Origin of the sequence: Dactylosporangium siamense (assembly GCF_016862795.1) — a bacterium.
In the GTDB taxonomy this organism is placed as follows: Bacteria; Actinomycetota; Actinomycetes; order Mycobacteriales; family Micromonosporaceae; genus Dactylosporangium; species Dactylosporangium siamense.
On sequence record NZ_BONQ01000126.1, the window covers coordinates 154,114 to 176,525 of the forward strand.

General features: G+C 71.9%; 18 protein-coding genes. 12 read left to right on the forward strand and 6 right to left on the reverse strand.

The genetic code is table 11. From position 1 onward, the window contains the following. Positions 1–4: 4 nt before the first annotated feature. The 11 genes from Dsi01nite_RS40235 to Dsi01nite_RS40285 are packed head-to-tail and all read left to right on the forward strand — an operon-like array spanning position 5 to position 10,525. A complete protein-coding gene (locus Dsi01nite_RS40235; protein ID WP_203851651.1) occupies positions 5–997 on the forward strand; it encodes a JAB N-terminal domain-containing protein in 993 nt (330 codons plus the stop codon). Beyond that, on the forward strand, positions 994–1,932 hold the full coding sequence (locus Dsi01nite_RS40240; RefSeq protein WP_203851652.1) for a hypothetical protein: 939 nt from the start codon (positions 994–996) through the stop codon (positions 1,930–1,932). The genes Dsi01nite_RS40235 and Dsi01nite_RS40240 overlap by 4 nt, the downstream gene beginning before the upstream one ends. Further along, complete coding sequence (locus Dsi01nite_RS40245) at positions 1,929–3,962, forward strand: ATP-binding protein (RefSeq protein WP_203851653.1); 2,034 nt, start codon at positions 1,929–1,931, stop codon at positions 3,960–3,962. The genes Dsi01nite_RS40240 and Dsi01nite_RS40245 overlap by 4 nt, the downstream gene beginning before the upstream one ends. Beyond that, on the forward strand, positions 3,959–5,140 hold the full coding sequence (locus Dsi01nite_RS40250) for an AAA family ATPase (protein ID WP_203851654.1): 1,182 nt from the start codon (positions 3,959–3,961) through the stop codon (positions 5,138–5,140). The genes Dsi01nite_RS40245 and Dsi01nite_RS40250 overlap by 4 nt, the downstream gene beginning before the upstream one ends. After that, positions 5,133–5,906, forward strand: coding sequence for a molecular chaperone DnaJ (locus Dsi01nite_RS40255; RefSeq protein WP_203851655.1), 774 nt, complete (start codon positions 5,133–5,135; stop codon positions 5,904–5,906). The genes Dsi01nite_RS40250 and Dsi01nite_RS40255 overlap by 8 nt, the downstream gene beginning before the upstream one ends. 8 nt (positions 5,907–5,914) lie before the next feature. Then, positions 5,915–6,178, forward strand: coding sequence for a hypothetical protein (locus Dsi01nite_RS40260; RefSeq protein WP_203851656.1), 264 nt, complete (start codon positions 5,915–5,917; stop codon positions 6,176–6,178). After that, positions 6,175–6,774: a hypothetical protein gene (locus tag Dsi01nite_RS40265; RefSeq protein WP_203851657.1), complete on the forward strand. Its 600-nt coding sequence runs from the start codon at positions 6,175–6,177 to the stop codon at positions 6,772–6,774. The genes Dsi01nite_RS40260 and Dsi01nite_RS40265 overlap by 4 nt, the downstream gene beginning before the upstream one ends. Next, positions 6,771–8,558: a DUF8588 domain-containing protein gene (locus Dsi01nite_RS40270; protein ID WP_203851658.1), complete on the forward strand. Its 1,788-nt coding sequence runs from the start codon at positions 6,771–6,773 to the stop codon at positions 8,556–8,558. The genes Dsi01nite_RS40265 and Dsi01nite_RS40270 overlap by 4 nt, the downstream gene beginning before the upstream one ends. Continuing rightward, positions 8,555–9,286, forward strand: coding sequence for a hypothetical protein (locus tag Dsi01nite_RS40275; RefSeq protein WP_203851659.1), 732 nt, complete (start codon positions 8,555–8,557; stop codon positions 9,284–9,286). The genes Dsi01nite_RS40270 and Dsi01nite_RS40275 overlap by 4 nt, the downstream gene beginning before the upstream one ends. Then, entirely contained in the window at positions 9,283–10,302 is a 1,020-nt protein-coding gene (gene amrS / locus Dsi01nite_RS40280) for an AmmeMemoRadiSam system radical SAM enzyme (RefSeq protein ID WP_203851660.1), read from the forward strand. The genes Dsi01nite_RS40275 and amrS overlap by 4 nt, the downstream gene beginning before the upstream one ends. Before the next feature lie 7 nt (positions 10,303–10,309). Then, positions 10,310–10,525 carry a radical SAM-modified peptide, FtsH ternary system-associated gene (locus tag Dsi01nite_RS40285; protein ID WP_203851661.1) on the forward strand — a complete coding sequence of 72 codons (216 nt, stop codon included), beginning with the start codon at positions 10,310–10,312 and terminating at the stop codon, positions 10,523–10,525. Between the two features lie 253 nt (positions 10,526–10,778). Here the strand turns inward: Dsi01nite_RS40285 and Dsi01nite_RS40290 are convergent, their stop codons facing one another. From Dsi01nite_RS40290 to Dsi01nite_RS40315, 6 genes are read right to left on the reverse strand one after another with little or no spacing between them, the layout of a single operon-like run. Then, entirely contained in the window at positions 10,779–11,996 is a 1,218-nt protein-coding gene (locus Dsi01nite_RS40290) for a glycoside hydrolase family 1 protein (protein WP_203851662.1), read from the reverse strand. Between the two features lie 56 nt (positions 11,997–12,052). Then, complete coding sequence (locus Dsi01nite_RS40295; RefSeq protein ID WP_239136520.1) at positions 12,053–15,268, reverse strand: alpha-L-rhamnosidase; 3,216 nt, start codon at positions 15,266–15,268, stop codon at positions 12,053–12,055. A 58-nt stretch (positions 15,269–15,326) separates the two neighbouring features. Continuing rightward, entirely contained in the window at positions 15,327–16,589 is a 1,263-nt protein-coding gene (locus tag Dsi01nite_RS40300) for an ABC transporter substrate-binding protein (protein ID WP_203851663.1), read from the reverse strand. Continuing rightward, on the reverse strand, positions 16,586–19,306 hold the full coding sequence (locus Dsi01nite_RS40305; protein ID WP_239136521.1) for an alpha-L-rhamnosidase: 2,721 nt from the start codon (positions 19,304–19,306) through the stop codon (positions 16,586–16,588). Before Dsi01nite_RS40305 ends, Dsi01nite_RS40300 begins: the two co-directional genes overlap by 4 nt. Further along, the gene (locus tag Dsi01nite_RS40310; RefSeq protein ID WP_203851664.1) at positions 19,303–20,124 is read right to left on the reverse strand and encodes a carbohydrate ABC transporter permease; all 822 of its coding nucleotides are present in this window, start codon (positions 20,122–20,124) and stop codon (positions 19,303–19,305) included. Before Dsi01nite_RS40310 ends, Dsi01nite_RS40305 begins: the two co-directional genes overlap by 4 nt. Continuing rightward, positions 20,121–20,963 (reverse strand): carbohydrate ABC transporter permease, encoded by an 843-nt coding sequence (locus Dsi01nite_RS40315; protein WP_239136522.1) that lies wholly within the window; start codon positions 20,961–20,963, stop codon positions 20,121–20,123. Before Dsi01nite_RS40315 ends, Dsi01nite_RS40310 begins: the two co-directional genes overlap by 4 nt. Before the next feature lie 392 nt (positions 20,964–21,355). Here Dsi01nite_RS40315 and Dsi01nite_RS40320 point away from each other — a divergent pair, with 392 nt between their 5' ends. Beyond that, on the forward strand, positions 21,356–22,411 hold the full coding sequence (locus tag Dsi01nite_RS40320) for a LacI family DNA-binding transcriptional regulator (RefSeq protein WP_203851666.1): 1,056 nt from the start codon (positions 21,356–21,358) through the stop codon (positions 22,409–22,411). Position 22,412 lies beyond the last annotated feature (1 nt).

Genomic DNA, 22,412 nt, shown 5'->3' on the forward strand with positions numbered 1-22,412 from the left:
CGAGATGAGCATCGCCGTCGACGTCTACCGGTCCGACGACTACGTCAAGGTCGGGCGGGTCTCGCTGCACAGCCTGCTGCGCGGGGTGTTCGAGGACGTCCTCGGCCAGTCCCTCGACGACGCCAGGTTCACCCTCGACCTGCACGCGGTGGAGGACCTGCGGGAGCTGACGGGCCCCCCGGCGATGATCAATCTGCGGCGCAGCCACGGGTTCCTCAACGTGCGGATCAGCCGCAAAGGGGTCCTGCTCTACCAGCATCCGCACTCCATCCAGGAGCTGGTCGGCCGGCCGTTGCAGCGCATGCTGACGCTGCTGCAGCCGGAGGAGACCCACTGGGGCTACGGCATCGCCGGTCCCGGCATGGAACGGGTGTCGCTGGTGCGCCCGGCCCCGCGCCCCGCCGGGGTCGTCGAGGTGCGCACGACGTCCGGCAGACCCCGGGTGTTCCACCTGGAAGCGGTGCAGGAACCGGACCCCCCGACGGCGACGCCCGCCGACCTCGGGGTCACCGCCGGCGGCACCGGCGACCGGGACCTGCTCGCGCTGACCCCGGAGGTCCACGACGGGTTCGTGCGTTCGACCCCGTTCTCCTCCGACGTCGAGGAGGGCGGTTTCCTCGTCGGTGAGGTGTTCCTCGACGCGCAACGCCCCGGCCGGCACCTCATCCGGATGATCGACGCGCTGCCCGCGGAGCGCACCGGCGCCTCGATGCTGCAGTTCACGTTCACCGGGGAGAGCTTCCTGCGGATCAATGACATCATCGCCAGGCGCGGACCGCAGTTCCGGCTCATCGGCTGGTACCACACGCATCTGTTCCCGGCGACCGACGCGATCGGGCTGTCCAGCATCGACGTCGAGCTGCACGCACGGATGTTCCGGCGCCCGTGGCAGGTCGCGGCCCTGGTCAACCTCGACGGGTCGACGCGGACGCTGCGGGTCTACGGCTGGGACGGCACCACCATGCACGACCTGCCCTACCAGGTGGCGGCCCGGTGACCGCGACGGCGACCGCCGTGTCGGTGCTGCGCTGGGCGGCGGACCCGCTCGGCAGCCACCCGACCGGTGACCTGCGGCGGATCGGTGACCTGGCGACGCCCGACGCCGAAGCGGTGCGGTCGGTCGAGTCGTTCGCCGGGGCGTGCGCCGCGCGGCTCGGCGCCGGTGCGCCGGCATTCGGCGACCCGGCCCCGGTCGGCCTCGGGCCGCTGCTGATGGCCGCGGCGGTCGGCGGCAGGTTCGAACCGGTGCTCGCGGGCCAGCTCGCCGCCGCGGTGCCGGAACCGGCGACCGGTTGGGGCGAGCTCGTCGCCCGGCACGGCCTCGTCACGGCGATGCTGGAGGCGCCCGGCGGGGCCGGCCGTCAGCAGGCGCCACTGGACCTCACCGGGCGGTTGCGGGCCTGTTCGCCGCTCACCGACGTGCTGCGACACCCCGTCGACGAACGGCGCGGCCGCGACGCGGCCCGGCGCCGGTTCGCCGCTCTGCTCGACCGTCGGCGCGGGCCGGCGGTCCTCGCAGCGGTGCTGGCCAGGCCCGAGTCCGACGCCATGACGCTCAACTGGCGGGCAGAGCTGCTGGAGCGGCTGCGGCAGCTGGACCCGGCACTGATGCTGGACGTCTACGAACGGGCGTGCCTGGTCCACACCGCGGACTGGGCCGAGCTCAACGCCTGGGCCGACGCGCAGCTGAACCGCTCCGGCGTCCCCGCCGCGTTGCCGGTGGCGGTGCTGCGCTACTGGGCACCGCTGGCCAGGACGCGGCGCGACGAGGAAGGCCGGCGGCAGGCCCGGCGCTACACGGCCGGCGACCCCGGCGAAGCCGACGCTCCGACGACGACGATGGCTGGGCGGATCCTGTTGCGTCCCGAGTTGTACGACCGTGTCCTGCACCAGGTGCTGCGGCACCGGCTGCTCGCGGTGGAGGCCGCATGACCGGCCGGATCGTGGTGGAGCTGGCGCCGCTCGGCGACCGGGTGCAGGAGTTCACCGACCGGTGCACGCTGGCCGGCGCCGACGAGCCGGACCTGACCCTCGGGCAGCTGCTGTCCGAGGTCCCCGCGGTGGGGCGCCGGCCGTTCGACGCCGACCTGCTCGGGATCCGCGTCGCGCGGCTGCGGGTGCGGGTGTGGCAGCCCGCGGCCGGCGAGCCCGTACACCTGCCACCGGGACTGACCGTCGAGCGCCTCGGCGGTGCCACCGACGGCCCCGCAGCCGGCCCCGAACCGTCGCCCAGCCCCCGAACCGAACCCGCCGCCGAACACGCTGCCGAGCACATTGCCGAACCGGCGACGGCGCACCCGGAGCAGCTCACCGAGAAGGCCGCCGTCCGGGTTGTGCACAAGCCGGAGATCGACCGTTGCGCCGCCTACCTCGACAGTGGTCTGTCGGTGCTCGTGCGGTGCGAGAAGCTGCTCGTGGAGCACCTCGCCGGGGAGATCGCCGGGCGGTCGGGGCGCAGCGTGCAGATCGTCCAGGCACAGCCCGCCGGCACCGGCCGGCAGACGATCGGCCTCGGTGGCGGACAGAGCGGACGCCGGCAGGAGATCCTCGCCGCCCTGCAGACAGCCGTGCGCGAGGCGAAAGCCAACACGGTCGTCGTCGTGCCGCACCTGGACCTGCTCGCCGGCGGCAACGACACGGCACTCAACCCCGAGGCCCGGGAGCTGACCGACGTCGTGTACGAACGCAGCGACTGTGTGCTGCTCGCGTTCATCGACCCGTCCCTCGCGGTGCCGGAGGTGCTGGCGAACCGGTTCGCGGTGCGGATCGAGTTCGACATCCTCCCCCGCGTCGTCGCCGGACCCGGTGACACCCGCATCCCGGTCGCCGACGCCTTGGTGACGCGGGAGGAGGCGGCCGCGTTCGACGGCTTCCGGGCGCAGGAACTGTACAAGCACATCGCCGGTTTCAACGCCGTGCGGCTGCGGCACGCGCTGCGCTTCGCGCTGCACCAGCACCGGCACACACACGCGACGTTCGAGGATCTCGTCGCGGAGTTGCGGGTCTTCAAGGCCGCGACGTCCAGCGCGTTCGAGGTGCCCAACGTCGAGTTCACCGACATCGGCGGCTACGACGACGTGCGGCACCAGATCTTCCGGGCGCTGCGGCTGCTCGGCAAGGCCGACGACCTGCCGCAGAAGCTGCGCAACGAACTCGTCCCGCGAGGATTCATCTTCCACGGGCCGCCCGGCACCGGCAAGACACTGTTCGCGAAGGCGACCGCGAACGCGTTGAACGCCACGATCCAGGTGGTGTCGGGGCCGGAGGTCACCGACATGTACGTCGGGGAGAGCGAACGCAAGGTCCGGGAGATCTTCGCGGAGGCCCGGCGCAACGCCCCGGCCGTCATCGTGTTCGACGAGTTCGACTCGATCGCCAGCCGGCGCAGCGGCCGTGAGGACGGCGGCAGCCGCGCCGGCAACGCCATGGTGGCGCAGCTGCTGACCGAGCTCGACGGATTCCGGCCGGAGGTGCCGGTCCTCGTCATCGGCACGACGAACCGGTTGGACATCATCGACGACGCGCTGCTGCGGCCGAGCCGGTTCCAGCCGGTCCACATCGACCTGCCGGACCTGTCGGCGCGGCGGGCGATCGCGGAGGTCCACAGCAGACACTTCGAGGTGCCGGCCGGTGAGGCGGTGCTGGACCGCATCGCACTGGCGACCGCCGGGATGAACGGCGACGAGATCCGTTCGGTGTTCCGCGACGCGCGGGCCGGGGAGGTCCTCGGCGATCCGCCCGGCCCGGTCGACGCGCGGCGCCTCGGGGAGCTCGTCGGTGCGCTGCGGCAGGCGGGCCAGGACCGTGACGTCAGCCGCGGCCAGCACGGGGTCCGCCCCGCGGGGCAGGCCAGGGTGATGCTCGCCATCGACACCGGGCGCCGGGCACCGGCGACCACCACGATCACCGTCGACCCGGACGCGGATCGGGACGAAGGACAGGGAGAGGCGACCGGAGCATGACGAAGCACCTCGATCCGCGACTGCGACGGCTGGCCCTGACGTTCGCCGCCCGCCTCACCGAACTCGGCGAGGGCTACGTCTCCCGTGAGGAGGCGGTCCAGCTGCTCGGCCTTTCCGCGTTGTGCCGCGAACACATCCTGCTGATCGGCCCGCCGGGCACGGCGAAGACGGCCCTGGTCGAGGAGTTCAGCCGGATGCTGCAGGCGAAGTCGTTCGCCTACCTGCTGACCAGGTTCACCGAACCGGCGGAGCTGTTCGGTGCCATCGACGTGCGGAGCTTCCAGAAGGACGGCACCTATCACGTCAACACCGAAGGCATGCTGCCCCGGGCCGAGTTCGTGTTCCTCGACGAACTGTTCCACGGCAGCAGCGCGATCCTGAACACGCTGCTCACCCTCGTCAACGAGCGGGTCTTCTACAACGGCGCCAAACCGGAGCCGGCCGCGCTGCAGTCGATGATCGCGGCCAGCAACGACCTGCCGGACGACCCGACGCTCCTGGCGTTCTGCGACAGGTTCCTGTTCCGCTGCCGTCTCGACTACGTCGGCGACGACGCGATCGAACGGCTCCTCACCGTCGGCTGGGAGGCCGAGCAGCACCAGATCCGGTCGCCGGACCGGCCGGCCCGGGAACCGGACACGTTCGAACTCGCCGACCTGCGGACGCTGCAGGCCGCCGTCGCCGACGTCGACGTGTCCCCCGTCGTGGGTGAGCTGTCGAAGATCCTGCTGACGCTGCGGGAGGAGGCCGTCCAGTTCTCCGACCGGCGGGCCGTGAAGGCGCAGAAGGCGATCGCGGCCAGTGCGCTGCTCGCCGGTCGCGGCACCGCCGAGTCGGCCGACCTGGGGGTCCTGGCGAGCCTGTGGAACAACGCCTACGACGAGACCGCGATCCGCCGCGTCCTGGAAGGCCACGGCGTCGCCGTCGCCGACCCTGCGGCGCCGAGCCGCACCCTGGAGGAGGTCAGGTTCGACGTGCGGCAGGTCGAGACGGACCTCCCCCATGTCGTCGCCGCCGAGGAGCACCGGCATCTGCTGCGCCGGCTGGGGCGGTTGCTCGCCGAGGTCCGCGCCGGGCATCCACAGGCACACGACCTGCTCGGGCAGATCCAGCAGGCGCAGACCCGTGTCCTGCGGGCGTTGCAGGACCTGTCCGGCGAGGAGGGTTTCGATGTGTAACCCGCGCCGCATCCGGGTCTCCGCGACCCGTGAGCTGAACGAGGCGTGGCAGGAGCAGGTCGAGCGGGCCGTCACCCGGGTCGGTGCGGCCGTCGGCGTCGCCCGGCTGCGCGAACCGCTCGACGCCACCGTGGGCGGGCCGACGCTCGTGATGCTCGAACGGGCACTCGCGGCCGCCGACGGCTGGGTCCAGGACGGCGACGCGTTCCGCCGGGACCTCGACGGCGGCTACGTCACCTATCACGCCGACACCTCCGAGCTGGAGATCGTCGCCGAGGTCTCCGCCGAGGTCTCCGCCGGTGGCAGGGCGACCCGGACGATCGGCGGGCACCTCGACACGCGGATCGAGGCGACCGGGGTCGGGGTCTTCTACGACGACCTCTACGACGGCGTGACCGAGGACGACGCCCGTCGCAACGCCCAGGACGACCTGCGGCGCAACCTCGACGCCGGGCGGCAACAGCTGCTCCGGGAGGCGGTCCAAGCCGAGGAACAGCGCCTCGCCGCCGACCTCGACCGAGCCGCCGGGGACCAGGCCGACATCCAGCTCGCGCGGGTGACCGCCGAACGCGAGACCGAACTGCGCCAGGAGGCGGCCCGGCGGCTGACCGCGATCGGGATCGAGGCCCGCGGCGCGTTCCACCGCATCCTCGCCGACGCCTACCGCGACGCGATCCTCGCCTACGCGCGCACGCACGGTGCGGAGGGTCTGAGCGTCGTGGAACGCGACGGCGCGCTGGAGATCGAGTTCGAGCTGGAAGCCTGAGGTGCACGATGCGAGTACGGGTCAGGTTCCGCTACCGGACGGACACCGGCGAGGTCGAGACGTTCGTCGTCGAGGACCTGCACGACGGTCGGCCGCTGCCCGACCACGACGCCAGGCACGACGCGGCGGCGCTGGCAGTCGGCCGGGTGATCGACGCGAACCCGGTCATGTCGGAGGTCGTCGGTGAGACGGCACCCGAACCGGCCGACGCGATCCATCTGCCCGGCAGCGAGGAAGCGCCGACGGCCAGAGGCGAGGTGCACCGCTCGTGACCGAAACGCTGTGGGCTTCGGCGGCCCGCAACTACGAGGCCGCCGGACTGCTGCAGGAAGCGGCCCGCTGCCACCATCGGGCCGGGTCGCTGCGCCGCGCCGTCGACCTCTACGCCGAGCTCGGCCTGCATCATGAGGCTGCGACAGTCCTCGCGGAGAACGGCAACGCGGTGGGCGGCGCGTGGCGGCTCGCCCATCACGCGCACGACCCGGCTGCGGCCCGGCTGATGCTGAGACGGGCGCCCGGCCCGGCCGGCCGTCTGCTGCACCGGCTCGTGTCGGCGCGCTGCGACCTGCTCGACGGGGTGTCCGAGACCGTCGTGACGGACGCACTCGACGCCGCCCAGGATCTGCTCGACGGCGGCCCGCCCGACGACGCCCAGCGGATCGAGTCGTGGGCGGTCCTGCTCGCCGAGGAGATCCGCCGGCCCGACCTGGTGGCGCTGGTGTTCGCCGCCGCGGTCCGCGGCGACCGGCAGGGAGCCGCGCAGCGATGGCAGGTGTGGGCGCAGCGCCGCTACGGCATGCGCATCGTCGTCGCCGAACCGGCGCACGACGTCGACGTGGTGTTCGCCGGCGCGCGGAGGTGGACGTGACCGCCCGCCCACGCCGCGACGACAATCCGGGCCAGGGACGCCCGGGCGTCGTCGGCCGGGTCGAACCCGTCGACCGGATCCCCCCACCGGGTGGGGCTCGGCCTGCGCAGCCGGTGCCGGTGCAGGCGCCGGCACCCCCGCGGACACCGCCCGACGCGACCGCGCCCGCCGCCGACCCGGCACCACCGCCGCGTCGGCCCGTGCCTCCTGTCGCGCCGACGCTGCGCTGCGCGGGGCGGTTCCCGTCGGCGGTGACCGCGCTGCGCTGCGTCGGCGAGCTGACGAGCACGGGCGCCGAACACGCAGCGGCGGTCCACCGCGACGGCGACGCCTGGTGGGTCGTCGCGGAGGGCCGCCTCGACCTGTGGCGCTCGATCGCCGGGTTCACCGGCGGGCGCGGGCACGTCGAGGTCGGCGGATGGCTCGTCCCTGACCGCGGGTTCGGCGCCGCACCGGCGGCCCACACCCCCGGCGCCGTCGAACTGGCCACCCTGCGGCAGGTGCCGCTCCTGGACCTCGTCCACGCGGCGGGACTCGTCCCGGCCAGACCCGCGCCACAACGCGAGGCGGCGGTCCTCACCCCTCCCCCGGTCGCGCCGACCCTCATCCGGCGTGCCCTGGACCTCGGCGTGGCGGTCACCCACCGCAACGTGCGCCTGACCCCGCTCTTCGAGGCGGACCTGCCCGGGGCCGCGGTGCGGCCCGACGCGGACGGCGGCGAGGTCGTCGTGGAACTGCGGTTGCGGGCCCAGTCCGACACGCTGCCCGCGGCGCTGCTGATCGCCGCCAGCCGGCAGCCGCTCACCCTCGTGTGCCGGTCGGCCGGTGAGGGCGGGCGCCTCCTCGTCCAGCGCGGCCTCGCCACCCCGGTCGACGACGACCGGCTCGCGGCCGCCCTCGGCGACGGCGACCGGGTCCTCGCCGACGCCGCCTTCGGCTGCCGCCGGTTGACGCCGCTGACCGGGTTCACCGACAGCACCGCGACAGTCCGGCTCGCCAAGGACTTCCGGCTTCGGGCCGTTCCTGGGCACTCGGCCTCGGAAGCGACATCCGGGACGACGGTCGAGACCGTCACAAAGATCGGTCTCGCCCCGGTCGCCACGCACGGCCGGCGGGTCGACGCGGCCCTGCTCGACGACGGCGACCTGCCCAACATCGCGCTGCTGCTGCAGGGGCACCCCCTGGCCGACGTCGCCTTCGTCGTGGTCGGCGAACGCGGCGGCAGGCATCTGCTCGCCGCGCCCGGCGGGCTGCTGCAGGACCTCGGCATCGGCGAGCCGCTCGCCGCGGTCGGCCCCGGTCCGCTGTACCTGCCGCTGGGCCGGCGGCTGACCCCGCACGTGCCGGCGTCTGCCCGCCACCGGTTGTTCGGGGCTGACGCGGAGCACGCCGTGGTGTTCTTCGGCGACGGGGAGGCGCTGCGGTTCCCGCTCGCCGCCCGCCGTCCTGTGTGGACACTGTGGCTCGGCGACCCGCCCAAGGTCCTGCCGGCCGTGCCGGCCGCGACCGGCACGGCGCTCGCCGCCATGCAGGGAGAGCAGGAACCGGCCGCCGCACCCCGGCCCACCCGCAGACCGTGGCCGGTGCAGCGGCAGAGTGCCGCCGCCTCCGCCGACCCGGACCAGTGGCGGGCCGAGGCGCACACCGCAGAGCTCGCCGGGGATCTCGTGCGGGCCGCGGAGCTGTACCAGCGGCACCACGAACCGCTGCGGGCCGCGCACCTGTTCGAGCGGGCGGCCCGCGAGGCGGAGCAGCACCCGATGGCCCGACGGCGGCGCCGATGAGCACACCCACGGAGGAACCGACGATGTCCGACCTGCCGCCGTTCGACCCGCCGCTGGTCCCCGTGCCGATGCGCGCGGACCCGGAGTCCTACCGGTCTCCGGACGACCCGGCGTGGCCGGCCCTCGGCGGGCGGGTGCTGTTCGGCGGGCCGTTCGCGGAGCGAGTCGACGCGGATTTCCAGCTCGCCGACGCCCCGGTCCGTCCGTTCCTCGCCGGCAACCCCGGGTTCACGTACACGCTGATCCGTTCGACGGTGAGCTTCATGAGCGGCCCGTCCGACCCGCCGTTCGTCGAGGCCTCACTGCATTTCATCCTGGAATCGACGCCGCCCGGCGACGCCACGGCACCGGTCGCGTGGTCGATGGCGCCGGCAAGGGTCACGAACCCCAGGAAGGTGACGTCCCGCCGGAGGCTCGGGCCGCAGCTCAAGATCCTCGCCGTCGAGGCGACACTCGGCGACCGCGAGGAGATCGAAGAACGTGAGGTCCCCACACCGTCGCTGACGACCGCGGGGCTGTGGACGGCGACGGCGTCGTGGACCCTGCACCGGACCGCTGACCGGCCGCTGGACGGCCAGCAGCCAGAGCTCGGCATGGTGGTGAAGCATCCGGCCGGCGCGGCGACGGACCTCACCGTCGTCGTCTACACCTCCGTCCGCGGCACCGGGTTGCGCCGATACTCGACCCGCGACCTGACTCCGGGCTTCTTGAGGATCCGGCTGCCGTGACCCGTCAGGTGTGGACGGAGGCGCGGCTGTTCGAACCTCAGCCGGACGGCCGGCTGCTGTGCACCGTCTGCCCGCACGCCTGCCGTCTCGACGACGGCGAGACCGGGCTGTGCCGCGTGCGGATGCGCAGCGGCGACGCGATGCGGACCGCGACATTCGCGACGTCCGTCGTGCACGCCGGGCCGATCGAACGCAAACCGTTCTACCATTACCGGCCCGGCGCGCAAACGCTCACGCTGGCCGCGCCCGGGTGCAGCTTCATGTGCTCCTACTGCATCAACTTCCGCATCTCCCAGTTCGGCAGGCCGTCCGGGTCGGCCTGGGACGCCGTCCCGGTCGACCCGCAGGCCGTCGTGGCGCGGGCGGCGGACGCCGGGGCCGTCGTCGCGTTGTCCTACACCGAACCGTCGCTGGCGGTGGAGCTGACCCTCGCCCTCGCCGACGCGGGTCGGCACGCGGGTGTGCCGGTGGTGTGGAAAAGCAATGGTTTCCTGACCGACGCGGCCCTCGACGCGGTCGTGCCCGTCCTCGCCGCCGTCAACGTCGACGTGAAGGCTGCCGACGACACCAGCCATCGTGCCCTGACCGGCGGGGCGCTGCAGCCGGTCCTGCACGCGATCCGGCGCCTCGCTGACGCCGGTGTGTGGGTCGAGGTCTCCACGCCGCTGCTGCCCGGCGTCAACGACGCCCCCGACGACCTGCGCCGCATCGCCGAGTCCGTCGCCGCCGTCGGCGAAAGTGTCCCGTGGCATCTCCTACGGTTCACGCCGACGTTCCGGATGCGCCGGGAGGTGCCGACCGCCCCGGACCGGCTCGCGGAGGCGGCGGCCATCGGGCGCCAGGCCGGCCTGCGGCACGTCTACGTCGAACGCGCCCTCGGCCCCGCCGGCCGCGACACGGCCTGTCCCGGCTGCGGCGACACGGTCGTGCGGCGCGAGCTGTGGGGGCCGGTGCACAGCACCCTGATCGACGGCTCCTGCCCTGACTGCCGGACCGTCCTGCCCGGGAGATGGTGAGCGACCCGTGACCGAGCACCGCTACGTACCGGACCTGCCAGATCTGATCGATCCCGCTGAGTACGATGCGCATCCCGGCGGCCGGCTGGTCCGGGTCCGGATCACCACCACCGCCGACGGGGTGACGATCCTCGGCGACGCATTCCGGCCGGAGCTCCTCGAGCGGATTCTCGCAGCGGTCGCCGGTGACGACGGCGACGTCGACCAGATGCTGTGCGGCTGAACCCGCTCAGTGATACCGCCCTGGCCGGGGCGAGCCCAGCGCGCTCGCGTCGGGAAGCAGGTCGCGGGCAGGCTGCCGGAGATGCCGGCGTGGTCGGCGTCGGTCTGGCGGCGCATCCCGTGCGGGCCGTCAGCGCCCATGACCGCCGGTACCCCGAGACGACGTACCGGTGTTGTGCGCCAGACGCTGGAACCGAGGCACAGCGATGCCATTTCCTCCAGGGTGAGCTCGGCGAGCAGGTCTGTCGGGCTGCTCACGATGTGCGGCTCCCGTTGCGGAGGACGTCGAGCCGGCCGGCGGCGGCGACGCGGGCGAGGGCGTGGGCGGAGGGTTTGACGACGCGCGTGTGGTCGTCGTTGACGGCGATGAGACCGAACTTGGGGCGGTAGCCCTCGCTCCATTCGAAGTTGTCGAATGCGGACCAGTGCAGGTAGCCGCGGACGTCGACACCTTCGCGGATCGCCTGGGCGGTGGCCGTGAGGTGCCCGTCGAGGTAGTCGAGACGTTCGGTGTCGTCCTCGGTGGCGATGCCGTTCTCGGTGACGTACAGCGGCAGGCCGGTCGCCGCGGCGCGGTGCAGGATCACGCGCAGGCCGTGGGGGTGGACGGCCCAGCCCATCTGCGTCACAGGGGTGCCGGGCGGCGGGTCGGCGAAGAGGGTCGGGGAGGCCGGATCGACCCACTGTTTGCGGTAGTACTGCACGCCGAGCCAGTCGCCGCGATCGGGTCCGGTGAGCCCGTCGAGGTACAGATCGACGATCTCGTGCTGCATGGTGCGGTGGAAGGCGTGGCCGGCGGGGTCGTCGCGGATCGGCGAGAGCAGCGGCAGTTGCACGGCGAGTCCGGTCCGGGAGCCGGGTGATGCGGCCCGGACAGCGCCGACCGCGGCATGGTGGGCGTCGAGCAGGGTCCGGCCGACCCGTTTCCACAGCACCGGGTTGGTCAAGGCGGGTGGGTGGTAGCCCTCGAGGTAGCCGTGCAGGGCGATCATCTGTGGTTCGTTGACGGTGCAGACGAACGGCATCAGGCCGCCGAGTTCGGCCGCGACGTGCTGGCAGTACCGCGCGAACACGCGCACGGCGTCCGGGCCGAGCCAGCCGCCTCGGGCCGCGAACCAGCGGGGCAGCGTGAAGTGGTGCAAGGTGACGAAGGCGGTCATGCCGGTGTCGGCGAGGGCGGTGAGGACCCGCCGGTAGTGCGCGACGGCGGACCGGCTGAACTCGCCGGGGGCCGGTTCGATCCGGGACCATTCCAGCGACAGCCGGTGGGCGTTGTGCCCGAGTTGCCGCAGCAGTGCGAAGTCCTCGGCATAGCGGTGGAAGTGGTCGATGGCGTCGCCGGACGGCTCCCGGGCGGCGGAGGCGGCGGCGTGCTCGAAGTCCCACCAGTCGTTGTTGACGTTGCCGCCCTCAACCTGGTGAGCGGAGGTGGCTGCGCCCCACAGGAAGTCGATGGGAAAGTCGCGGTGCACGTGGCTCCGATCTGCCGGAGCGGCCCGCCGCCGACGGCGGGCCGCTCCGGGCTGGGCTACTGCTGGACGGTGGTGAAGGTGTAGGAGCCGGATCCGGCACGGTAGACGGCATAGCCGCCGTCGACGCGCAGGAACTGGGTCCGCCCGGGCTGGTCGACGACGCGGCCGCCACGAAGCGGCACCCAGATCTCGGCGGTGGTGTTCGCCGGGATCGTCACGTCGAGCCGGAATCGCCCGCCATCGAGCTTCCACGCCGAGCGGGCGGTGCCCTGCGGCGTCTGATAGCTGCCCTTGACGAAGGTGAGGTCGCCGACGAGTTTCGGCCGGATGGTCAACGACCGGTAGGCGCCACCGGTCGAACGGATGCCGGCGAGATCGGCGTGGAACCACTCCTCGATCTGAGCGAGGATCATGTGGTTCTTCGAGTCACCGCGGGTCCACCGCTCGCCCATGGTCGTCATCCCGCCCGGGTTGGCGGTGGTCGGTGCCATGAAGTAGCCGTAGCTGGGCTGCTCGTCGCGCTGGAGCAGGTCCCACAGCACGTCGTCGCGGCCGCCGTCGGCGAGCGCCCGCACGGTCGGTGCCATGCCGATGGTCCCGCCGCTGAAGTGCGGCCCGTCGCCGTTGGGGTGGAACGCGTAGACGAGCTCGACGAGCGCGTCGAGGACGGCTTGGCGTTCGCTGTCCGGGACGAGTCCTGCGTCGAGGGCGAGGGCCTGCGCGGACTGGGTCGCGCCGGTGGTGCCGGCGTTGCCGGCGGTGGTGTACCGGCGCAGGGTCGTGTTGTAGAAGTGGGCGTTGAACGCGGCCTTGATGTCCGCGGCGAGCGTCCGGTACTTCGCCGCGTCGGCCTGGTGACCGGTCAGCGAAGCCATGTCGGCCAGCTTGCTGATCATCGTGTAATAGCCCCAGGTGCCGGTGATCCGGCCCGATGTCTGGTCGGCGGCGACCCAGTCGGCGAGGGCTGCGTCGACGATGTGCGCGTTGTCGCCGGTGCCGACCTTCTGCCGCTGGATGTAGTCGGCGAAGCGGACCATCGGCTCGTAGTACCGGGCCATGGTCTGGGTGTCGCCGTACAGCTCGTACAGCATCGACGGCACGAGGATGATCGCGTTGCCCCAGTTGATCTCGTCGCCGAACCGGCCGGTGTAGCCCCAGTCGTAGACCGGTGTCTTCAGCGCGACGTTGCCGAACATCGGGGTGTCGGCCGTCGACTGGCCCTCGACGAGGTGGCGCATGGTGGTGCGCAGGTAGGCGTCGAGTCCGAAGTTGCGGTGGATGGACGCCATCGGCATGGTGTAGTCAGCCGGGTAGGACAGCTTCTCCCGGCCGGGGCAGTCGGTGAACACCGACATGACGTTGGACGCGAATGAATACCGTGACATGGTGTGGATGCGGTTGATGCGGGCGTTGGACGTGCTGACCTCGCCGGCGACCGGGACGGTGGCCTGCAGCCGTAGGCCCTTGACGAGATGCCTGGTCGGGACGTAGCCGGCCGGTAGGCCGGTGACCTGGACCCATTGCATGCCGAAGTAGTTGAAGTCCGGGTGCCAGGTCTCCCCGCCGCGCAGGCCCGCGGTCGTGTAGGTGTTGAACAGGTCGCGGCCGCGGCTGCCACCGCCGCCCATGAGGGACGCCTGGTCGACGGTGCCGTCGGCGGCGAGCGACTCGGCCGGGGCCACCTTGACGACCGTGCCGGCCGGGAGGTCGCCGGGCAGCCGCAGTTCGGGCCAGCCGACGATGTTCTGCCCGAAGTCGAACACCCAGGTGCCGGGGACAGGGTTCGTCACCGCCACTGGTGTGAACGTTTCAACCACGCCGACGGGTTCGGCGGTGCGGGCGACGAGCCTGGTGGCGAGGTTCGGCGGCGGCGCGATGCCGGCGTCGATCCAGCCCGTCGCGGTGCCGTCGCGACGCTTCGCGGTGGCCGACAGGTCGGTGCCGGGCTGGTCCCAGCCGACCTGTTCGCGGCGGGCGTCGTAGTCGGCGCCGGAGTACCAGGCATCGGTGACGAGAGGCCCGAGCGCGCTGCGCCATGACCGGTCGGACACGACGACGTCGGTGGAGCCGTTCGTGTAGCTGATCTCCAGCCGTGCGATCAGCCGGGGCGTCACCGCGGCGCCGGCTGAGGGATCGCTGGCGGCGACATTGTTGCCGGAGCCGGAGACGGCCGTGCCGGTGATGTGCGGCTTCGCCAGGCCCGGCGTGAACGTGATGCCGGTGCCGTCGACGCCGGCGGTGCCGATCGCGGTGATGGTGCGCGACTCGAGGCTGTCGCCGCCGTCGCCGGTGTCGATGTTGATCGTGCCGCCGACGTGGTAGTTGGCGACGCTGTCGAGCTTGACGCTCGTCGCGCCGGACGCGGCGTCGGCGAGCAGCGCGCCGCTGCCCTTGAGCTGGCTCTGCCACCAGGAGTACGGCGCGGTCCGGCCGACCGCGGGATTGGTGACGCTGCGCCGCACGTAGGCAGCGCCGTTGCCCAGTTGGACACCGAGGGTGTTGCCGCCGCCGCGCAGCTCGCGGGTGACGTCGTAGGCGCGGTACTCACTGGAGAGCTGGTAGTTGGAGTTGCCGGGAGCCAGGACCTCGTCGGTGAGTTCGCGGCCGTTGAGGGTCGGCAGGTGCAGGCCGACACCCGACAGGTAGAGCCGGGCGGAGCTCAGGCGCTTGCGGTGATCGACGGTGAAGGTCCGCGCGAAGATCGGCATCGGCTGGTTCTCGGCCCGGCCGGGGTATTCGATCCAGCGGGCCGCGCCCCAGTCGGACGGCTGCAGGAGGCCCATCTCCCACGATGACGTCGTGCTCCACTCGGAGAGGCGCCGGTCGGCGTCCCAGACCCGTACCTGCCAGACGACCCGGTCGCGGGAGCCGAGGGTCCGCCCGGTGTAGGCGATGCCGGTCTGGGTGTCCGACGAGATCTTGCCGGTGTCCCAGATGAGCTTGCCGTGCTTGAGATCCGCCTCGCTGGTGGCGGCCTGGATCTGGTAGGCGGTCTGCCGGTCGGCGGGGCACGCGGCGCGTGACTTCGGACGGTGGCAGGGGTGTGCCGCCGCCCGTCTGGTCTCCACGATGCGCCAGCCGAGTACTGGTGCGGTGTTGTCCAGACCCAGGGGCTGGTCCGAACGACCGTCGACGCGCAGGTCGACGACTTCGACATTGGCCTGCCCGCCGGCCGCTGCGGCCGGCGTGGCGTTCAACAGCTGGGACATGACCAGGGCGAGCGACGCCCCGAGTCCAACGAGCGAGCGCACCCGATGTCTGGCGGTTGACACTGGTACTCCTTCACAAAGGCCCCCGCCGGCCGTGACCGGCCGGCGGGGTATGGGGTGGTCAGGCGCCGGCCTTGTAGTCGGCGTCCATGGCGGCAAGCACCTTGTCCGAGGTGGACTGCCCGCTGAAGATCTCCTGCAGGCCGGAGAGCATGGTCTGCTGGACCTTGGCGTTCGGCCACAGCTGGTCCATGAACGGCACGGTCCGGTTGTCCTTGAGGTACGTGGTCAGCTCGGTGAACGCGGGATCGACCGCGGCGCCGCTGTCGGACAGGGACGGGAGGCTGCCCTGCTTGGTGTTGAAGACCTTCATGCCCTCCGGCGACATGACGAAGTTGACGAACTTCAGCGCCAGATCCTTGTTCTTGGTCTTGGCGTTGACGCCGTAACCGGCACCCGCGGCGGCGGGCATCATGAACTCGGCGGGCGTGTCGGTCGCGGGCAATGCCTTGAGGGTGAACGTGCCGCTGGGGTTCTTGCCCTTGAGCAGGGCGACGACCCAGTTGCCCTGGATGATGCCGAGGGTCTTGCCGGTGGCGGCCAGGTCCTGGCTGGCTTCGTAGCTGGTGCCGAGCGGGTTCTTCTGGAAGCAGCCCGTCTTGTCCATCTCCTGGTACTTGGCCATCGCTGTCGTCCACGGCGACTTGGCGAACGAGGTGGCGCCGCTTTGCAACTTGGTGTCGAAGTCCTTGTCGGCGCCGAAGACGACGGTGGCGGCAAGGGCGTAGAGGGCGAGCTGGTTGACCCAGTTGTCCTGGATACCGAGCGCGAACGCCGGGGTGCCCTTGGCGGCCGCCGCGCGGCAGAACGTCAGCAGCTCCGTCCAGGTCCCCGGCGCCTTGAGGCCGGACTGGGTGAGCGCCTGCTCGTTGTAGACGGCGCCGATGCCGTTGAGGCCGAAGACGGCGTTGTAGGTCTTGCCCTGGTACTGCGCGACGCTCTTGAGCCCGGTCGGCAGTTTGGCCGCCCACGGCTGGTCGGACAGGTCCAACAGGTAGCCGGGCTTCGCCAGCACGTAGGTGGCGCCCGGGTTGCCGTTGCCGGGCCAGACCGTCATCACGTCGGGCGCGGTGCCGGAGGCCAGTTGGGTGCGGATCTGCTGCTGGTACTGGTCGGCGCCGCTCGTGGTGAACCGGACCTTCACGCCCGGGTTGGCGGCCTCGAACGCCTTGACGACCTCCTCGATGGAGCCCTGGTCGACGGAGGCAAGGGTCAGGGTCTTGCTGTCACTGTCGGAGCCGGCGTTCGTGCCGCTGCTGCACGCGCCGACCACGAGCGCGACGGTCAGGGCAGCGGCGAGCGCCGATGTTCGGAACAGTCTCATGGCATCTCCTGGACGGGGGTGTGATCGGGGGTGTGGGATGCGGTGAAGGTGTAACGGCCGGACGCCAGCCGCACGGTGAGCCCGGCGGCGGACGGTTCGGCCCCGAGTACCCCGGGCCGCGTGTGGGCCGGCTCGTCGTGCTCGCGCACGCTGGCCGGGTCGGCAGTGGGGACCTGCAGCAGGGCGGTGCTTCCCGGCGGCACCGTGGCGGTCACGGTGATCCGGTCGTCGGTGCTGGCCCAGCCGCAGGCGACCAGGCCACGGGCGGTGTCCTGCTCGGCGCGGGCCCAGGTGAGCCGGCCGCCGGGCAGTGGGCGCAGCAGCAGTTCGCGGTAGGCCACGGAGCCGGGTGTCTGGTCGATGCCGGCGACCCGGCCGAACAGCCAGTCGCCGACGCTGCCGAGGCTGTAGTGGTTGAAGGAGTTCATCGCGTCGGCCTGGAAGCCGCCGTGTTCGGTCCAGCCGTCCCAGCGCTCCCAGATCGTGGTGGCTCCGTGGCGGATGGTGTACCCCCAGGACGGGAACTCGTCCTGGTGCAGGAGCGCGTATGCCAGGTCGGCCCGGCCGTGCTCGGCCAGCACCGGGCACAGCAGCTGCACGCCGATGAACCCCGTCGTCAGTCGGTTGCCGCGCTGCTCGATGCCGGCGGCCAGGTGCTTGACCGCCGCGGCGGTCAAGCCGTCGGGCAGCAGCCCGAACGCGAGCGCGAGCAGGTAGCCGGTCTGCGTCTCGCCTTCGACGGTGCCGTCGCCGCGGACGTAGGAGGCGATGAAGGCTTGCCGGATCGCAGCGTGCAGGGCGCGGTGCTCTGCGGCCTCGCGCGACCGTCCGAGGACGTCGGCGGCGTCGGCCACGATCGCGGCGCTGCGGGCGAAGTAGGCCGTCGCGAGCAGGTCGCGTGGGGTCTCCGCGTCGACCTGCAGCCAGTCGCCGTAGTTGTTGCCGGTGTGGTGGCGCCAGCGCAGGTCGGGGTTGTGCCGCCGGATGTGCCCGACCCAGGCAGCCATCGCGTCGAACGAGTCGGCCAGGACCTGCCGGTCGCCGTAGGTGCGCCACAGGTGCCACGGGATGAGCACACCGGCGTCGCCCCAGGCCGGGGCGGCCTCGCGGTGCAGGGTGATGACCGGCGCGACGTCGCGGAACGCGCCGCCGGTGTCCTGACCGTCCAGGACGTCACGCATCCAGCGGGCGAAGAACGCGGCGACGTCGGCGTTGCGGCTGGCGGTCGGGGCGAAGATCTGGGCGTCGGCGAGCCAGCCAAGACGCTCGTCGCGCTGCGGGCAGTCGGTCGGCACACCGACGAAGTTGCCCCGCTGGCCCCAGGCGATGTTGCGGTACAACTGGTTGGTGACGGGGTCGGAGCAGTCGAATCGGCCGGTCCACGGGGTGTCGCTGTGCAGGACCCGGGCGACGACGTCGGCCGGGTCCAGTTCGCCGGGATGGCCGTCGATCTCGATGTAGCGGAACCCGTGCGTGGTGAACTGCGGCTCGAACACCTCAACCGGCGCGCCGGCGGGGACGTAGACGTCAGTGGCGACGGCCCTCCGCAGGTTGGCCACGTACAGCTCGCCGTCGGTAAGCACCTCGGCGTGCCGGACCGTGACCCGCCGGGCCCGCGGCGCGGACCGCAGGGTGAGCCGGATCCGGCCGACGACGTTCTGCCCGAAGTCGACGACGTACCGGCCGGGCGCCTTGTGCTCCACCGTCGCGGGCGGCAGTTCCACGGTGACGCGCACCGGGTGGTCCGGCTCGGCGGCCAGCGGTCCGGGATCGGTGTCCAGGACCGCGACCGGCGCGAAGCCCTCGACGGTGCCGGCGGTGTCCCAGCCGGGCACGTGCCGGCGGGCGTCGACGACCTGACCCATCAGCAGGTCGGCGCTGAGGATGGCACCAGGGCATTCGGTCCAGGTGGTGTCGGTGACGATGACCTGCCGGGAGCCGTCGGTGAAGTCGAGGACCAGCTGGGCGAGGAACGCCGGGCAGTCGCCGTAGTGCTGGGCGGCGCGGCGCGGGTCGAAGCCGACGTAGCCGCTCCACCAGCCGTCGGCGACGGCGGCGGCGAGCACGTTGTCGCCGGCCTGGACGAGATCGGTCACGTCGTAGGTCTGGTACTGCAGCCGCCGGTGATACTCCGTCCAGCCCGGGGCGAGTTCGTGGTCGCCGGCGCGGCGGCCGTTGAGCCGTGGCTCGTAGACGCCCCGCGCCGTGGCGTACAGCCGGGCGCGGACCGGCCGGGCGGCGAGGTGGAACGCCCGCCGCAGGTGCAGCGGCGGTGGCAGCAGGTCGGCGCCGGCGACGTCGTCGGCGACGGGGGGCTCGACGGCCGGGTGGCGGGCGGGGTCGCGGCCGACCCACACCGCCGACCAGTCGGTGCTGTGCAGCAGGCCGGTCTCGAACCAGGTCTGTGCCGACCCGGCCGGCTGGCCGGTCTCGTCCCAGATCTCGACCCGCCAGTGGTAGCGGACGGCCGACTGCAGGACGGGCCCGTCCCACGGGATCAGCAGGCCCTCGCTCGACTCACGCCGGCCGGTGTCCCACAGCGAGCGTCCTGGGTCGTCGAGGTCGGCTGGCCGCAGCGCGGCGGTGATGCGGTAGGCGGTCTGCGCGGCGCCGCGCCGGTCGCTGTCGAGTTTCCACGACAGCCGTGGCCGGGGGTGGTCGATGCCGAGCGGTTCATGGCGCTGCTCGGCCTGCAGCCCGTAGACGTGGATCGTCATCCCTTGAGTCCTCCGGCGAAGCCGTTGATGATGCTGCGCTGCAGCGCGAAGTAGACGGCCAGCACCGGGATGATGCTGATGAGCAGGGCGGCGAAGACGAGGTTCCAGTCGGAGACGTACTGGCCGAAGAACCCGGCGAGCGCGACCGGCACGGTCTGCTGGGTGCCGCCGCTGAGATACAGCAGCGGCGTGAAGAAGTCGTTCCACACCGCGACGGCGTTGAGCACGAGCGCGGTCACTGTCACCGGTTTGAGCATCGGCAGGACGACATAGCGGAACACCTGCACCGGCGTGCAGCCGTCGATGGCGGCGGCGTCCTCGAACTCGTGCGGCAGCGACCGCAGGAACCCGACGTACAGGAACGTCGTGAACGGCACCTGCAGCCCGGCGTAGAACAGCACGAGCGCCCAGATCGAGCCGAGCAGCCCGAGGTCGCGCATCGTCTGGTACAGCGGTAGCGCCGCCAGCTGGAACGGCAGCACGAGGCCCAGCATGACCAGCAGGAAGGTGCCCTTCGACCAGGCGGCCGTGATCCTGGCCAGCGGGTAGGCGGCGAGTGAGGAGACGGCGAGCACGACCGCGACGCTGACCGCGGTGACGAGGGTGCTGTTGATGAGCGCCCCGCCGAGCCCGGCCTGCTGCCATGCGTCGGTGAAGTTCGACAGGGTGGGCGAGGTCGTGGGCCGGATCGGTGAGCCGGTGTCGGACGGCGCCCGGACGGCGAGGTTGATCAGCACGTACACCGGGAAGCCGATCACCGCGGCGACGGCGACCATCACCAGCTCCAGGACGAGTGTGCGGCGGCGGTAGCGGTTCATGACGCCGCCCGTTCGTTGCGGGCCAGCACCAGGTACTGCCCGCTCGACACGATCGCGACGATGATGGTGAGGACGACGGCGAGGGCGATGCTGTAGCCGAACTCGCCGAGGGTGAACGCGTCCTTGTAGATGAGGGTGGAGATGGTGTCGGTGGCATGCCCGGGGCCGCCGCCGGTGAGCGCGTAGACCTGGTCGAACAGCTTGATCCCGCCGATGATCGACAGCATCAGGTTGATCGTGATCGCGGGTGCGAGCAGCGGCCGGACTATCCACCAGAACCGGCGCACCGGCCCGGCGCCGTCCATCGCCGCCGCCTCGTAGATCTCCTTCGGGATCGACTGCAGCCCGGCCAGGAAGATGACCATCGAGTAGCCGGCGAACTGCCACACGATCACCGCGACCACCGACCACAGCGCGAGCTGCGGGTCACCCAGCCAGTCCTGCTGCCACGAGCCGAGCCCGACCACGGCGAGGAGGCTGTTCACCGCGCCGTCCGGGCCGAGCAGGTTGCGCCACAGGTATGCGGTGACGATCGGGGTCACCACGGCCGGAGCGAACAGGAACACCCGCAGCACGTTGCGCGACTTGATCATCGTATTGACCCCGAGGGCCAGCAGCAGCCCGACGCCGTTCTGGATGACGGTGATGGCCACCGCGATGAGCAGCGTGTGCCGGATCGCCTGCAGCGCGTCGGGGTCGTCGAGCATGGCACTGAAGTTGTCCAGACCGACGAATGACCAGTCCGGCGACAGTCCGTCCCAGTCGGTGAAGGCGAAGTAGACGCCGCGCCCGCTCGGCAGGAGCACGACGTAGGCGAACAACGCGATCGCCGGGAGCACGAACCACCACGGTGGGTCGGTGCGACGCCGGCGAGCCGACCGCGGCACATGCTCCGCCGCTTTCTCGGTCAGTGTCATGAGGCTGCGACCACTCTCTTAAAACGTTTCAGTCGGATAGGCCGGAACCGGTCCGGTCCGGGTCGATCGAGCCGCTCCGTGGCCGGACGCGGCGACAGCACCGCAACGCGCACAACAGCACCGGCGCGGCCGGCAGTGGGTAACGTTTTTCAAATGTGTGACGCCGACCATAGGAGCGCGCTGCCTGTTACGTCAAGAGGTCGGCCGCGCTTCGCGCTCATGAACCAGCCGAGCCCACAACAGGCCCTAGGAATTTCGCGGCGACCATCCCTACACTGCTGGGGCAACGTTATCCACGATTGGAGGTCGAGCGGATGACCAGTGACGCGCCGGCCCGCCGGGTCACCATCGTGGACGTCGCGCGGCACGCCCAGGTCTCCACCACGACGGTGTCCAAGGTGCTGCGCAACGCCACCGGCGCCAGCGCGGCGGTGCGCGCCCGGGTCCAGCACTCCATCGCGGAGCTCGGCTACCGCCCCTACGTCGGTGCGCGGGGCATGCGCGGCCGGACCTTCACGATCGGCGTGATGCTGCCCGACATCCGCAACCCGTTCTTCGCTGATGTCCTCGCCGGCCTGACCGAGCACCTGCACGGCACCGGCTACCAGGTGCTGCACGGCACCGGCCGCAACGGCGAGGACATCGAGGCCCGGGTGACCGAGGCCATGGTCGACCGCGGCATGGACGGCCTGGTGCTCGTCGCGCCGATCTCCTCCGGCGCGCACCTGGAACGCATCGCCCGGGTGGTGCCGACGGTGGTCGTCGGGCGACACGGCCGTTCCACGCTCTACGACACCGTCGCCGACGACGACCACGCCGGCGCCCACCTCGTCGTCGCCCACCTCGTCGGCCTCGGCCACCGGCACATCGCCCTCATCGACCACCGCGAGACCGACCCGGTTCGCCTCGCCGAGATGCCCAACGCCGTGCGGGCCGACGGCTACCGAGACGCCATGCGCAGGCACGGGCTGGCCGATGAGATCGACGTGGTGTCCACGACGTACACCCACGACGGCGGCTATCTGGGCGCATCGCAGCTCCTCGCCCGGCCCGCACTGCCCACCGCCGTCTTCGCCGGCGCCGACATCGTCGCGATGGGCATGCTGCAGGCCCTGGCGGAAGCGGGCCTGTCGGTGCCGGCGGACGTCTCCGTCGCCGGCTACGACAACACCACGATCGCCGCGTTCGGCCCGGTCTCGCTCACCAGCGTCGACCAGGCCGGCCAGCAGATCGGCGGACACGCTGCCCGGCTCCTGCTGGACCGCATCGCCGACCGCGGCACACCCGCCAGCCACATCAAGCTCACACCCACGCTCGTGGCCAGGCGCACGACCGCGCCACCACGGGTGTCGCACCCTCCCATCCGGTAAG

Bases quoted from the DNA above. Each gene is read 5' to 3' on its own strand.
- Dsi01nite_RS40235 (WP_203851651.1), top strand. From the start codon at position 5: ATGAGCATCGCCGTCGACGTCTACCGGTCCGACGACTACGTCAAGGTC.
- Dsi01nite_RS40245 (WP_203851653.1), top strand. From the start codon at position 1,929: ATGACCGGCCGGATCGTGGTGGAGCTGGCGCCGCTCGGCGACCGGGTG.
- Dsi01nite_RS40250 (WP_203851654.1), top strand. From the start codon at position 3,959: ATGACGAAGCACCTCGATCCGCGACTGCGACGGCTGGCCCTGACGTTC.
- Dsi01nite_RS40255 (WP_203851655.1), top strand. From the start codon at position 5,133: ATGTGTAACCCGCGCCGCATCCGGGTCTCCGCGACCCGTGAGCTGAAC.
- Dsi01nite_RS40260 (WP_203851656.1), top strand. From the start codon at position 5,915: ATGCGAGTACGGGTCAGGTTCCGCTACCGGACGGACACCGGCGAGGTC.
- Dsi01nite_RS40275 (WP_203851659.1), top strand. From the start codon at position 8,555: ATGAGCACACCCACGGAGGAACCGACGATGTCCGACCTGCCGCCGTTC.
- Dsi01nite_RS40300 (WP_203851663.1), bottom strand. From the start codon at position 16,589: ATGAGACTGTTCCGAACATCGGCGCTCGCCGCTGCCCTGACCGTCGCG.
- Dsi01nite_RS40305 (WP_239136521.1), bottom strand. From the start codon at position 19,306: ATGACGATCCACGTCTACGGGCTGCAGGCCGAGCAGCGCCATGAACCG.
- Dsi01nite_RS40310 (WP_203851664.1), bottom strand. From the start codon at position 20,124: ATGAACCGCTACCGCCGCCGCACACTCGTCCTGGAGCTGGTGATGGTC.
- Dsi01nite_RS40320 (WP_203851666.1), top strand. From the start codon at position 21,356: ATGACCAGTGACGCGCCGGCCCGCCGGGTCACCATCGTGGACGTCGCG.